Annotated in this window: 11 protein-coding genes and 1 riboswitch; of the genes, 5 read left to right on the top strand and 6 right to left on the bottom strand. The window is 61.3% G+C overall.

What is annotated here, in order from left to right; genetic code table 11:
• Window positions 1–23: 23 nt before the first annotated feature.
• Window positions 24–1,430 (bottom strand): adenosylmethionine--8-amino-7-oxononanoate transaminase, encoded by a 1,407-nt coding sequence (locus tag FW796_RS10950; RefSeq protein WP_446439356.1) that lies wholly within the window; start codon window positions 1,428–1,430, stop codon window positions 24–26.
• Between the two features lie 298 nt (window positions 1,431–1,728).
• On the opposite strand from FW796_RS10950, the gene FW796_RS10945 reads away from it, so the two are divergent.
• Both FW796_RS10945 and FW796_RS10940 read left to right on the top strand, forming a co-directional pair.
• Window positions 1,729–2,280, top strand: a complete 552-nt coding sequence (locus FW796_RS10945) for a cytochrome b (protein ID WP_404937837.1) — start codon at window positions 1,729–1,731, stop codon at window positions 2,278–2,280.
• A gap of 32 nt (window positions 2,281–2,312) precedes the next feature.
• Window positions 2,313–2,909, top strand: coding sequence for a YceI family protein (locus FW796_RS10940; RefSeq protein WP_011063976.1), 597 nt, complete (start codon window positions 2,313–2,315; stop codon window positions 2,907–2,909).
• Window positions 2,910–3,068: 159 nt separating this feature from the next.
• Here the strand turns inward: FW796_RS10940 and FW796_RS10935 are convergent, their stop codons facing one another.
• The 4 genes from FW796_RS10935 to ahcY all read right to left on the bottom strand — a co-directional run bounded on the left by FW796_RS10935 (window position 3,069) and on the right by ahcY (window position 8,559).
• Complete coding sequence (locus FW796_RS10935) at window positions 3,069–4,955, bottom strand: DEAD/DEAH box helicase (protein WP_346633210.1); 1,887 nt, start codon at window positions 4,953–4,955, stop codon at window positions 3,069–3,071.
• A gap of 223 nt (window positions 4,956–5,178) precedes the next feature.
• On the bottom strand, window positions 5,179–5,994 hold the full coding sequence (locus FW796_RS10930) for a substrate-binding periplasmic protein (RefSeq protein WP_346633209.1): 816 nt from the start codon (window positions 5,992–5,994) through the stop codon (window positions 5,179–5,181).
• A gap of 120 nt (window positions 5,995–6,114) precedes the next feature.
• Window positions 6,115–6,960 carry a methylenetetrahydrofolate reductase [NAD(P)H] gene (gene metF / locus FW796_RS10925; RefSeq protein WP_346633208.1) on the bottom strand — a complete coding sequence of 282 codons (846 nt, stop codon included), beginning with the start codon at window positions 6,958–6,960 and terminating at the stop codon, window positions 6,115–6,117.
• 189 nt (window positions 6,961–7,149) lie between these two features.
• On the bottom strand, window positions 7,150–8,559 hold the full coding sequence (gene ahcY, locus FW796_RS10920; protein ID WP_123726624.1) for an adenosylhomocysteinase: 1,410 nt from the start codon (window positions 8,557–8,559) through the stop codon (window positions 7,150–7,152).
• A gap of 21 nt (window positions 8,560–8,580) precedes the next feature.
• Window positions 8,581–8,687, bottom strand: a riboswitch (S-adenosyl-L-homocysteine riboswitch).
• Between the two features lie 199 nt (window positions 8,688–8,886).
• Here ahcY and FW796_RS10915 point away from each other — a divergent pair.
• Window positions 8,887–9,282: an acyl-CoA thioesterase gene (locus tag FW796_RS10915; protein WP_060841501.1), complete on the top strand. Its 396-nt coding sequence runs from the start codon at window positions 8,887–8,889 to the stop codon at window positions 9,280–9,282.
• Between the two features lie 104 nt (window positions 9,283–9,386).
• Complete coding sequence (locus tag FW796_RS10910) at window positions 9,387–10,274, top strand: formate/nitrite transporter family protein (protein WP_346633207.1); 888 nt, start codon at window positions 9,387–9,389, stop codon at window positions 10,272–10,274.
• Here FW796_RS10910 and FW796_RS10905 read toward each other — a convergent pair whose 3' ends face one another.
• Entirely contained in the window at window positions 10,275–11,534 is a 1,260-nt protein-coding gene (locus FW796_RS10905; protein ID WP_446439355.1) for a cation:proton antiporter, read from the bottom strand.
• 364 nt (window positions 11,535–11,898) lie between these two features.
• Here FW796_RS10905 and FW796_RS10900 point away from each other — a divergent pair, with 364 nt between their 5' ends.
• Window positions 11,899–12,732, top strand: coding sequence for an EamA family transporter (locus FW796_RS10900; protein ID WP_346633205.1), 834 nt, complete (start codon window positions 11,899–11,901; stop codon window positions 12,730–12,732).
• Window positions 12,733–12,760: the final 28 nt, after the last annotated feature.

Here is a 12,760-nt window from a genome sequence, read left to right as displayed (position 1 = left end):
CTCGCCACAGTCAATGAACCGCTCTAGCCCGGATCGCGAAAGCCCGGGTGGAAGTCCTTGGGCACGGCCACGCTGACGGTGTCGCGGGTGGCGATGTCGATGCCTTCGCTGGCGACTTCGGTGAGGAAGTCGATCTGCTCCGGGGTGATCACGTAGGGCGGCAGGAAATACACCACGTTGCCCAGGGGGCGCAACAGGGCGCCGCGTTCCAGAGCGTGCTGGAAAACCTTCAAGCCGCGACGTTCCTGCCACGGGTAGGCGCTCTTGCTGGCCTTGTCCTGGACCATCTCGATGGCCAGGACCATGCCGGTCTGGCGCACTTCGGCCACGTGGGGGTGATCCACCAGATGCGCTGTGGCGCTGGCCATGCGCTGGGACAGGGCCCGGTTGTTCTCGATGACGTTGTCCTGTTCGAAGATGTCCAGGGTCGCCAGCGCCGCCGCACAGGCCAGCGGGTTGCCGGTGTAGCTGTGGGAGTGGAGGAAGGCGCGCAGGGTTGGATAGTCATCGTAGAAGGCGCTGTAGACCTCGTCGGTGGTCATGCATGCGGCCAGGGGCAGGTAGCCACCGGTCAGGGCCTTGGACAGGCACAGGAAATCCGGACGGATGCCGGCCTGTTCGCAGGCGAACATGCTCCCGGTACGGCCGAAGCCCACAGCGATCTCATCATGGATCAGGTGCACGCCGTAGCGGTCGCAGGCTTCGCGCAATAGCTTGAGGTACACCGGGTGGTACATGCGCATGCCGCCGGCGCCCTGGATCAATGGCTCGACGATGACCGCGGCTACCGTGTCGTGGTGTTCGGCCAGGGTCTGTTCCATGGCGGCGAACATGTTTCGCGAATGCTCTTCCCAGCTCATGCCTTCGGGACGCAGGTAGCAGTCCGGGCTGGGCACCTTGAGGGTGTCCAGCAGCAGGGCCTTGTAGGTCTCGGTGAACAGCGGTACGTCGCCCACCGACATGGCGGCGATGGTCTCGCCGTGGTAGCTGTTGCTCAGGGTGACGAAGCGCTTCTTGGCTGGCTGACCGCGGTTGAGCCAGTAGTGGAAGCTCATTTTCATCGCCACTTCGATGCACGACGAACCGTTGTCGGCGTAGAAGCAGCGGGTCAGGCCTTCGGGGGTGATCTTCACCAGGCGCTCGGACAGCTCGATCACCGGCTGGTGGCTGAAACCGGCGAGGATCACGTGCTCCAGCTGGTCCACCTGATCCTTGATGCGTTGGTTGATGCGCGGATTGGCGTGGCCAAACACATTGACCCACCAGGAGCTGACCGCGTCCAGGTAACGTTTGCCTTCGAAGTCTTCCAGCCAGACGCCTTCACCGCGCTTGATGGGGATCAAAGGCAGTTGTTCGTGGTCTTTCATCTGGGTGCAGGGATGCCACAGCACCGCGAGATCGCGTTGCATCCACTGATTATTCAGGCCCATGTAGAGTCTCCTGGAGGCGGAATCGGGCAAGCCTATGCAATGCATGGCCGCGGGACAACCTATTGTGTGGTGCGGCGGTCAGACAGCCGCACTCTGTACGCAAAGACGTGTCTGAGAGCTGCCAGGGCACCCGCCCTTGGTTATCCCTGATTCTTCTGAAAATCCCCTTAATCTTTTCTTAACGAGCCCAGTCCAGACTATCGATCGTATTTCTCGATATTTCAAAGCAAAAATTTCCGCTTTAATTCGATAGGTAAATCGCTAGTCTTGGTCAGCGTTTCTTACAGGATGCAACTAGATGCAGTTACGTAATTCTTCTTCGCGCTACGGCTGGGTAAGCATTGTTCTGCACTGGGGGGTGGCACTGGCAGTCTTCGGATTGTTCGCTCTGGGCCTGTGGATGGTCGGTCTCGACTACTACAGCACCTGGCGCAAGGACGCCCCGGACCTGCACAAGAGTATTGGCCTGACGCTGTTTGCGATCATGCTGCTGCGGGTGTTGTGGCGTTTTATCAGCCCACCACCACCGGCACCGGCCAATCATGGACGTCTGACCCGCCTGGGGGCCAAGTTGGGACATGGGTTCCTGTACCTTGGCCTGTTCGCGGTCATGATGGCCGGTTACCTGATCTCCACCGCAGACGGCGTCGGTATCCCGGTGTTTGGCTTGTTTGAAGTTCCTGCCCTGGTTTCCGGACTGCCGGACCAGGCAGATGTAGCAGGTGTGGTGCATTTGTACCTGGCCTGGGCGCTGGTGATCTTTGCCGGTATCCATGGCCTGGCTGCCTTGAAGCACCACTTTATCGATCGTGATGCGACCCTCACCCGAATGCTGGGTCGCAAAGCCTGATGTTCAACCTTGACTCAAAAGGAATAGAAAGCATGTTGAAAAAGACTCTCGCCGCTCTGGCAATCGGATCTGCTGTATTGGCGGCCGGTCAAGTGATGGCAGCGGACTACGTGATCGACAAGGAAGGCCAGCACGCCTTCGTCGACTTCAAGATCAGCCACCTGGGCTACAGCTTCATCACCGGTACCTTCAAGGACCTGGACGGCAAGTTCAGCTTCGACGCGGCCAAGCCTGAAGACGCCAAGATTGAAGTCAACGTGCGCACCGCCAGCGTGTTCACCAACCACGCCGAACGTGACAAGCACATCACCAGCAAGGACTTCCTCGACGCTGGCAAGTTTGCCGATGCCAAGTTTGTCTCCACCAGCGTCAAGCCTACCGGCAAGAATGCCGACGGTAAGCTGACCGCTGACGTGGCTGGCGACCTGACTCTGCACGGCGTGACCAAGCCGGTCGTGGTCAAGGCCACCTTCCTGGGTGAAGGCAAGGACCCATGGGGCGGCTACCGTGCCGGCTTCGAAGGCACCACCAGCATCAATCGCCAGGATTTCGGCAAGATGATGGACCTGGGCCCGGCGTCCAACAACGTCGACCTGTACATCAGCTTCGAAGGTGTGAAAGCGAAGTAAATCTCGCTGGTAGTCACGAAACGCCGACCTTGTGTCGGCGTTTTGCTTTGCTGGCGAAAGCGGCGCTGAGCGTTAGCGAGTGTTCGCCGGCAAGCTGGCCCCTACGAAAAACGCCCCGGGTCTTGCGACCCGGGGCGTTTTTCATTTCAACCTGCGGACTCAGCGATTGCGGGTCAGCAGTGCCGGCTTCTCGCCCCGTGGGCGGCTTGGCAACTGGTCCAGTTGCTCAGGCGTCGGGAAGCGATCGGCCTTAGACTCCTTGTGCATGATCTTTGGCTGATTGCCCCGAGGATTCTGCACTGCCGGTTCCTGGCGTGGCTGTTCGTCACGGTTCGGGCGACGATTGCGCGATTCGTCGCGACGGCCCTGGCTGTCACGAGGGGCGCCGTTGCGTGGGCCGCCGCTGCGCTTGGCCGGCGCGGTGCCAGTGGTGCTGCCGTTGCTGTTGCGTGGGTTGCCGGAACGACCCTGGCCACCACCAGCGCCACCACCAGCACCGCCGCGTGGCGGATTGCCGGCACCGGCGCCTGCGCCCTGGGCCGGAGCCCCTGGACGGCGACCACGGCCCTGGTTGTTCTTGTTCTGGTACGGGCTGACGTAGTCAGCGCGGTTACCGAAGTTATCCACGTCGTCGTCGAGGAACTCATCCGGTGCCCGGTCGGCACGTGGAGTCGGCTGGCGCTGTTCGCGGGCCGGAGTGCCTTCACGAGGTTTCTGCTCGCGGGCTGGGCGCTCGCCACGGGCCGGCTTGTCTTTGCCGCCCTTGTCCTTGCCCTTGTCCTTGCGACCACCGCCGCCACCGCCACCGTTCGGGCCATCGCCACGAGGGCCGCGGGAGTTGCGCGGGTTGCGCACATCCGGACGCTCGCGCACTTCCGGCTTCTCGGCTTCCACAGCGCTGGCATCGAAGCCCATCAGGTCGCCGTCGGCGATCTTCTGCTTGGTCATGCGCTCGATGCTTTTCAGCAGTTTTTCTTCGTCAGGGGCTACCAGGGAGATGGCCTCCCCCGAGCGGCCGGCGCGGCCGGTACGACCGATACGGTGCACGTAGTCTTCGTCGACGTTAGGCAGTTCGAAGTTGACCACGTGGGGCAGTTGGTCGATATCCAGGCCGCGGGCGGCGATATCGGTGGCGACCAGGATGCGTACGTCGCCGGCCTTGAAATCGGCCAGGGCCTTGGTACGGGCGTTCTGGCTCTTGTTACCGTGGATCGCCACAGCGCTCAGGCCGTGCTTGTCCAGGTACTCGGCCAAGCGGTTGGCGCCGTGCTTGGTACGGGTAAACACCAGCACCTGTTCCCAGGCACCGGCGGTGATCAGGTGCGCCAGCAGCGAGCGCTTGTGGCTGGCAGGCAGGCGGAACACCCGCTGCTCGATACGCTCCACCGTGGTGTTCGGCGGGGTGACTTCGATGCGCTCGGGGTTGTGCAGCAGCTTGCCGGCCAGGTCCGTGATGTCCTTGGAGAAGGTCGCGGAGAACAGCAGGTTCTGACGCTTGGCAGGCAGGCGGGCGAGGACCTTCTTGACGTCATGGACGAAGCCCATGTCGAGCATGCGGTCGGCTTCGTCGAGCACGAGGATTTCCACGTGGGACAGATCGACGCTGCCTTGGCCGGCCAGGTCCAGCAGACGGCCGGGGCATGCCACCAGCACATCGACGCCACGGGCCATGGCCTGGACCTGCGGGTTCATGCCGACGCCGCCGAAGATGCAGGCGCTGACGAACTTAAGGTCGCGGGCGTACAGCTTGAAGCTGTCATGCACTTGCGCGGCCAGTTCGCGAGTCGGGGTCAGGACCAATACGCGCGGTTGGCGCGGGCCGTGACGCTGGGATTTGTCCGGGTGACCGTTGGGAAACAACCGCTCCAGGATCGGAAGGGCGAAACCGCCGGTTTTACCAGTACCTGTCTGTGCCGCGACCATCAGATCGCGACCTTGCAACACGGCGGGAATGGCCCGCTGTTGCACCGGAGTAGGCTGGGTGTAGCCGGCGGCTTCAATGGCACCGACTAAAGCCTCGGAGAGACCGAGGGAAGCAAAGGACATGAGTAATCCTGTTTTAGTGAGGGCTTGGCCCAAAGGGATAATCTTGCCGAGCGTGAATCGCGTTTAAGAGGACGCAATCCCGTCCGGTCCTGCTGGCCTGAAGACTCATCCATCGCAGGCTCGCGCGGGCCGGTTGGCTGCGCCGTAGCGGGGTGGAGATGCCTTGAACAGGGTCCAGCGTCCGGGCGTAAGCCTGGCGGGAGGCCGGAGTATAACAGAGCAATCAGTGTGCGCTGCTTTCCTGCTGCTCAACGGTTTTTTCTGACTCCCGGGTGGAGGAGGACCTGACAGGGGGCAGCACAGGTTCTGCTCCGTACTTGGCGCTCAACTCGGCGTAAGCCGGTTCGCGCTTGAAGCGCTTGAGTTCGGCGCCGAAGCGTTGCACCAATAGGTCCATCCCGGCGTTGCGGCGTACCGCCAGGTACTGGCTTTGGCGGCTGATGACCGCGGGGTTCTGGCTGACCTGATCGCGAATGCCCAGGCTGTCCAGCAGATGCTGACCCACTCGCTTATCGGTAATCAGCAGGTCGATCCGCCCCAGTAGCAGCTTGCCGAAGTTGGCTTCATGGGTCGGTGCCGGCTCGCGGTTGAACAGGGTCGAGTTGCTGAAATCATCGCTATACAGATAGCCGGGAGAGGTACCGATGGTCAGCCCCTTGAGTTCATCCAGGTGCTTGAACGGATGGGGACGCTGCTTGGCGTAGAACATCACGAATTCCACGTCCGAGAGAGGCTCGCTGGGGTAGAGCAGGGTGCTGTCGCGCTGGTCGCTATGAAAGATATCCAGGGCTCCGTCGGCCTGGCCGGTTTCCAGCATGGCCAGGCAGCGTTTCCACGGCAGGAACTGCCACTCCACTTCTATCCCCAGGCGCTGAAAGACAATGGCCGTGGTTTCGTAGTCCAGCCCCCGGGCCTTGCCGTTTTCCTCATAGACATAAGGTGCCCAGGGTTCGGTGACAACGCGCAGCTTCTCGCCATGGGCGGCGAGGCTCAGGCAAGTGCAGAGAAGGGCTGTCAGCAGCTGGGCAATGACGGACATTGCTGGAGATTACGACGAGAGAACATGCAATTGCTAGGGGCAGTTCCAGCCGCTCTAGATCAAGGCTGAGGCAAATAAAAAGGCCCCGGTTTACGCCGGGGCCTGGTGAAGCGTTGCCGATCAGCGCGGCAGCTTCAGGTTGTTCCAGATTGCCAGGCTCGGGTCGGCCTGGTTCAGGGTGTAGAAGTGCAGTCCTGGTGCGCCGCCCTGCAGCAGGCGCTCGCACATCTCGCTGATGACCTGCTCGCCAAAAGCCTGGATGCTGGCGCTGTCGTCACCGTAGGCCTCCAGCTGCTTGCGGATCCAGCGAGGGATCTCGGCGCCGCAGGCGTCGGAGAAGCGCGCCAGCTTGCTGTAGTTGGTGATCGGCATGATGCCCGGCACGATCGGGATGTTCACACCCATCTTCTGCACGCGCTCGACGAAGTAGAAGTAGCTGTCGGCATTGAAGAAGTACTGGGTGATCGCACTGTCGGCACCGGCATTGGCCTTGCGTACGAAATGGGTGAGATCGTCTTCGAAGTTGCGTGCTTGCGGGTGCATCTCCGGGTAGGCGGCGACTTCTATATGGAAGTGGCTGCCGGTTTCTTCACGAATGAAGCTCACCAGATCATTGGCGTGGCGCAGCTCGCCGCTGGCCATGCCCATGCCCGAAGGCAGGTCGCCGCGCAGGGCTACGATGCGCTTGATGCCGGCTGCCTGGTATTGCTGCAGCAGGTCGCGCAGGTCGTCCTTGCTGTCGCCAACGCAAGACAGGTGCGGAGCGGCAGGGACTTTTACTTCGCTCTCCAGTTGCAGCACGGTGTTGACCGTACGATCACGGGTCGAGCCGCCGGCACCGTAGGTGCAGGAGAAGAAGTCGGGGTTGTAGCCAGCCAGCTGACGGGCAGTGGCGAGCAGTTTTTCATGCCCAGCATCGGTCTTGGTCGGAAAGAACTCGAAGCTGTAGCGACGATCTTGGGACATGGAAGCAACCTCCAGCTACAAGTCACAAGCTGCAAACGCCAAGAGAAGCGTGGGTGCGCTCATCTCCTGATTCTGGAGCCTGTTGCCTGACGCTGTTTAAGCAAATAGGGGCAAAGCTTGAGGCTTTGTGCGGCAAGCCTGGCTTGTGGCCCTGGCTTGCCGCTTGAAGCTCAACGCTTGCAACTGCTCTTAGTAGCGATAAGCGTCTGGCTTGAACGGACCTTCAACGGTCACGCCGATGTAGTCAGCCTGTTGCTTGGTCAGTTGAGTGACCACGCCGCCGAAGCCGCGCACCATTTCCAGGGCCACTTCTTCGTCGAGTTTCTTCGGCAGTACTTCAACGGTCAGGCGCTCGGCTTTCTGGGCCGGCGACAGGTCGGCGTACTTCTGGCCGAACAGGAAGATCTGCGCCAGAACCTGGTTGGCGAACGAACCGTCCATGATGCGGCTTGGGTGACCGGTGGCGTTGCCCAGGTTTACCAGGCGGCCTTCGGCCAGCAGGATCAGGTAGTCGTCGTTCTGTGGGTCGAAATCGCCATGGCCGGTACGGTGGATCTTGTGTACCTGTGGCTTCACTTCTTCCCATGCCCAGTGCTTGCGCATGAAAGCGGTGTCGATTTCGTTGTCGAAGTGGCCGATGTTGCAGACCACGGCGCGCTTTTTCAGAGCCTTGAGCATGTTTGCGTCGCAAACATTGACGTTACCGGTGGTGGTCACGATCAGGTCGATCTTGCCCAGCAGGGCCTTGTCGATGCTGGCTTCGGTGCCGTGGTTGATACCGTCGATGAACGGCGAAACCAGTTCGAAACCGTCCATGCAGGCTTGCATGGCGCAGATCGGGTCGACTTCCGAAACCTTGACGATCATGCCTTCCTGGCGCAGGGACTGGGCCGAGCCCTTGCCCACGTCACCGTAGCCGATGACCAGCGCTTGCTTGCCGGACAGCAGGTGGTCGGTGCCGCGCTTGATGGCGTCGTTGAGGCTGTGACGGCAGCCGTACTTGTTGTCGTTCTTGCTCTTGGTCACCGAGTCGTTGACGTTGATCGCAGGAACCTTCAGCTCACCCTTGGCCAGCATGTCCAGCAGGCGGTGTACGCCAGTGGTGGTTTCTTCGGTCACGCCGTGAACGCGCTCCAGCACCTGTGGATACTTGTCGTGCAGCAGTTGGGTCAGGTCGCCGCCGTCGTCGAGGATCATGTTGGCGTCCCAAGGCTGGCCATCCTTGAGGATGGTCTGCTCCAGGCACCACTCGTACTCTTGCTCGGTCTCACCTTTCCAGGCGAACACAGGGATGCCGGCGGCGGCGATGGAGGCGGCGGCCTGGTCCTGAGTCGAGAAGATGTTGCAGGACGACCAGCGAACTTCGGCACCCAGGGCAACCAGGGTTTCGATCAGCACGGCGGTCTGAATGGTCATGTGGATGCAACCGAGGATTTTCGCGCCCTTGAGCGGCTGTTCGGTCAGGTACTTGCGGCGCAGACCCATCAGGGCCGGCATTTCCGACTCGGCGATGATGGTTTCGCGGCGGCCCCAGGCGGCCAGGGAAATGTCGGCGACTTTGTAATCGGTAAAATCTGCAGGCGTGTTTACAGCGCTCATGAAGAGCCTCCATTCGTAATGTGCGAATGGGCGCCGTTGTGCGTTTAGTGTCCGTACAGGGAAGCCTGTACCGACAACGCCCCATCCGAGCCTGACAGGTCATGCCTGCTGCAGCGCCCCTCGGACAGGTGGCGGGAAAACGGTATCAAGTGCAGATGACCGTTTTGAAACGGTGGCGATTATAGCCGCCTGGGCCAGACTTCCAAAAGTGTTTCTGTTGCCTGGATGAAGATCGTTAATCGCGACCATAGTCGATGTTGCATAGAGCATGACTGCCCGGTCTGCCATTATGCCGGGCATCAATTGGCAGGACGGTCAGGAGTGCATATGAATTTCCACACCCGCAAGTGGGTAAAACCCGAAGACCTCAACCCCAACGGCACGCTGTTCGGCGGCAGCCTGTTGCGCTGGATCGACGAAGAAGCGGCGATCTACGCCATTGTCCAGCTGGGCAACCAGCGAGTGGTTACCAAGTACATCTCGGAAATCAACTTCGTCAGTGCCTCACGCCAGGGCGACATCATTGAGCTGGGCATCACCGCCACCGAGTTCGGTCGTACGTCTATTACCCTGACTTGCGAAGTGCGCAACAAGATCACCCGCAAATCCATTCTCACCGTAGAGAAGATGGTCTTCGTCAACCTCGGTGAAGATGGCCTGCCGGCGCCCCATGGCCGCACCGAGATCAAGTACGTCAAGGATCAGTTCAAGGACGAAGCCTGAAACCACTCGCCGGCGAGGGCCTTGGTCCCATTCGCCAGGCAGGACGGAACAGCCCTGAACCCCGCATGTCGTAATTCATACGGCCCACTTGGTTCAGGACTCTCATGGACACTCGAAACGACGGTAAAACCCCCGGTCTTTCGGCCGCGGAGCAGCAGGACGTCGACCGCAACCAGCCGCCCCGCGCGGCGGTCCTGCACGAAATCATCCGCACCCAGGGCGATCAGGAGCTGGAGCGTAGCGTCGCCGCCCTGTGGTGGTCGGCTCTGGCGGCCGGCCTGACCATGGGCCTGTCCCTGATGGGCATGGGCCTGCTCAACTCCCGTCTGCCGGATGGCGAAGCCTTCAAGGTGATCGCCAGCTTCGGCTACTGCGCGGGCTTTCTGGCGGTGATTCTCGCGCGCCAGCAACTGTTCACGGAAAACACCCTGACCGCGGTACTGCCGGTGATGAGCAAGCCGAGCCTGAGTAACTTCGGGCGGTTGCTGCGCTTATGGGGCGTGGTGCTGGTGGGTAATCTGTGCGGCACCCTGCTGGTGGCTTACGTCATGCTGCATCTGCCAATCTTCGACAGCCGGACCGACCAGGCCTTTCTGGAAATCGGCCGCAAGGTGATGGAGAACGACAGCTCGCAGATGTTCGCCAAGGGCATCATCTCCGGCTGGATGATCGCCACCATGGTCTGGATGATTCCGTCCATGGAGAGCGCCAAGATGTGGATCATCATCCTCATCACCTACCTGATGGCGCTGGGGGATTTCACCCACATCGTGGTGGGATCGGCCGAGGTCTCTTATCTGGTGTTTGCCGGCGAGCTGGGGTGGCGGGATTTCTGGCAGGTTTTCGCCGGGCCGACCCTGGCGGGGAACATCATCGGTGGCAGTTTCATCTTCGCCCTGATCAGCCATGCCCAGGTGCGCAGCGAGAGCGGCACAGCGAACAAAAACGCGGATCGGGCAGCGGCGCCCGATCCGCGACAGATCAAGAAGTGATCAGTGGACCTCGGTCTTGGCTGCCGGGGCATCCTGGGTAACGTGACGCACCAGCTTGCCGATGCTCAGGCCCTGCAGCAGGATCGAGGACAGCACCACGATGTAGGTGATGCTCAGTACCAGGTCGCGCTCCGGCCCCAGGGGCAGAGCCAGCGCCAACGCCACCGAGACGCCACCGCGCAGGCCGCCCCAGGTCAGTACGCGAATGGTGCCCCGGGGCACGCTGCGCCAGCGGCGCAGCAGGAGGATTGCCGGGGCCACGGTGAGCAGGCGCGACAGCAAGATGGCCATGGCCAGCAGGCTGGCGGCCGCCAGGTGCAGCCAGTTGAACGGCAGTAGCAACAGTTCCAGGCCGATCAGGGCGAACAACAGGGCGTTGAGCATGTCGTCCAGCAGCTCCCAGAAACCATCCAGGTAACGCCGGGTCATGTCGTTCATCGCCAGGTTGCGCCCCAGATTGCCGATGATCAGGCCGGCTACCACCATGGCGATCGGCGCCGATACGTGGATCTCGCTGGCCATGGCCGAACCGCCGATCACCAGAGCCAGGGTCAGCATCACTTCGATCTGGTGCTGCTCGATGCTCTTGATCATCAGGTACACCAGGTAGCCGATCAGGCCGCCGAACACTACGCCGCCAATGGCTTCATGCACGAACAGCCAGGCAGTGGCGCCCACCGTCGGGGTCTCACCCAGTTGGGCGATGCCCAGCAGTACAGTGAACACCACTACCGCTGTGCCGTCGTTGAACAGCGACTCGCCGACGATAGTGGTCTTCAGCGGCTTGGAGGCGTTGGCAGTCCGCAGTACGCCCAGCACTGCGATGGGGTCGGTGGGGGAGATCAGTGCGCCGAACAGCAGGCAGTAGAGGAAGCTCACATGCCAGCCGAACAGACCGAAGATCCAGTAGGCCAGGCTGCCGATGACGAAGGTGGCGATCAGCACGCCGACGGTGGCCAACAGGCCGATGGGCCAGCGGTAACTGCGCAGATCGTTGAGGTTGACGTGCAGGGCGCCAGCGAACAGCAGGAACGACAGCATCCAGTTCATCAGCAGGTCGCCGAAGTCGATCTTGCCGATCAGTTCCTCGACATGTTCCTCCAGGCCGGGGAAGCCGAGGTAGCTCAATCCCTGCAGCAGCAAGGAGAAGAGCAGGGCGGTGACCATCACGCCGATGGTCGGCGGCAGGCCGATAAAGCGGAAATTGACGTAGGTGAGCAGGGTGGTCAGGCAGATAAAGGCAGCGACAAGTTCAAGCATCCGGACTCCTTTGGATGATCACAGGAAAAGCAGCCTGAACTCTTTCAGGCCAAAGGTTTGATGTGCCGGCGGCGGGACGGGACACAGTTTGTTATGGCGCGGGCGTCTGCTCCCTTGCCATGGCAGTGCTATTCAGTCGCACCCATTGACCGCAGCGCGGGGGTGACGTTGCAGGTCTATCGGAAAAAAGCCCCGGGCAGGCCCATGCTGCCGAATTCGCTGCCGCCACTGCCAAAAATGCCGGCGGCCAGTGCAAGCCGGGCAGCTGCCATGCGAGGATTCCCCCTCTGTGGTTGGGCGCTCTGGCCAGGCATGGCTGTACCGCACGAGATTCGATGACCTTCAGGCAAACAGGGAGTGCGAGGTGCTAGCGACAAGTCTGGTTCTGGTGGCGGCGCTGCTGCATGCGGCATGGAACACCTTGATCAAGTTCAGCGGTGAACGATTGCTGGTGGTGGCCTGCATGGACAGCGTGGCGCTGCTGTTTGTGGCAATCATGCTGTTTTTCCTGCAATGGCCGCCGCTGGAAATCTGGCCCTGGATCATTGCCTCGGCGGCCTTCGAGCTCTTGTACCGCTATTTGCTGATCCAGGCGTATCGGGTAGGCGACCTGGGACTGGTCTATCCACTGATGCGCGGCTTGTCGCCCCTGGTGGTGCTGGCCCTGACCCTGATCTTTGCCGGCGAGGCCCTGAGCACTCAGCAAATCCTCGGTATCCTGCTGATTCCCTTCGGCATGCTTTGCCTGCTCTGGCAGGGCGGAGGTGGCGCGCGCCTGCCCTGGAGCATGCTGCCGGTGGTGGCGATGATCGGCCTGTGCATCGGTTGCTACACCTTTATCGATGGCCAGGCCCTGCGCCGCTGGTCGCACCCGCTGGACTACCTGACCTGGGTCACGCTGCTCAGCGCCTGGCCTTTTCCCCTGGTGGCCGTGGTGTGGAAACGGCCCGCGTTTGTGCAGTTCTGGCGTGAACAATGGCGCCTGGGGCTGAGCGTCGGCTTCTGTGTACTGTTCAGCTACGCTCTGGTGCTTTGGGCCATGCAGTTGGGCTCGATTGCAGAAGCGGCGGCGCTGCGTGAAATCAGTGTGATTCTGGTGGTGCTGTTCGGTATGCGCTACCTGAAAGAACCTTTCGGCCGGCCACGGCTCTTAGCCTGTGGATTAGTGCTGATTGGCATGTTGGTGATGAAGTTCTGAACACTCCCTAAAATTCTAAAAAAGGATT

Source organism: Pseudomonas sp. 910_21 (genome assembly GCF_052850735.1).
This window is presented reverse-complemented; position numbering and strand designations above follow the sequence as displayed.

What these genes read in the sequence shown, in the direction of transcription:
- FW796_RS10950 (WP_446439356.1), bottom strand. Translation starts at nt 1,430, where the DNA reads ATGGGCCTGAATAATCAGTGGATGCAACGCGATCTCGCGGTGCTGTGG.
- FW796_RS10945 (WP_404937837.1), top strand. Translation starts at nt 1,729, where the DNA reads ATGCAGTTACGTAATTCTTCTTCGCGCTACGGCTGGGTAAGCATTGTT.
- FW796_RS10940 (WP_011063976.1), top strand. Translation starts at nt 2,313, where the DNA reads ATGTTGAAAAAGACTCTCGCCGCTCTGGCAATCGGATCTGCTGTATTG.
- FW796_RS10935 (WP_346633210.1), bottom strand. Translation starts at nt 4,955, where the DNA reads ATGTCCTTTGCTTCCCTCGGTCTCTCCGAGGCTTTAGTCGGTGCCATT.
- FW796_RS10930 (WP_346633209.1), bottom strand. Translation starts at nt 5,994, where the DNA reads ATGTCCGTCATTGCCCAGCTGCTGACAGCCCTTCTCTGCACTTGCCTG.
- metF (WP_346633208.1), bottom strand. Translation starts at nt 6,960, where the DNA reads ATGTCCCAAGATCGTCGCTACAGCTTCGAGTTCTTTCCGACCAAGACC.
- ahcY (WP_123726624.1), bottom strand. Translation starts at nt 8,559, where the DNA reads ATGAGCGCTGTAAACACGCCTGCAGATTTTACCGATTACAAAGTCGCC.
- FW796_RS10915 (WP_060841501.1), top strand. Translation starts at nt 8,887, where the DNA reads ATGAATTTCCACACCCGCAAGTGGGTAAAACCCGAAGACCTCAACCCC.
- FW796_RS10910 (WP_346633207.1), top strand. Translation starts at nt 9,387, where the DNA reads ATGGACACTCGAAACGACGGTAAAACCCCCGGTCTTTCGGCCGCGGAG.
- FW796_RS10905 (WP_446439355.1), bottom strand. Translation starts at nt 11,534, where the DNA reads ATGCTTGAACTTGTCGCTGCCTTTATCTGCCTGACCACCCTGCTCACC.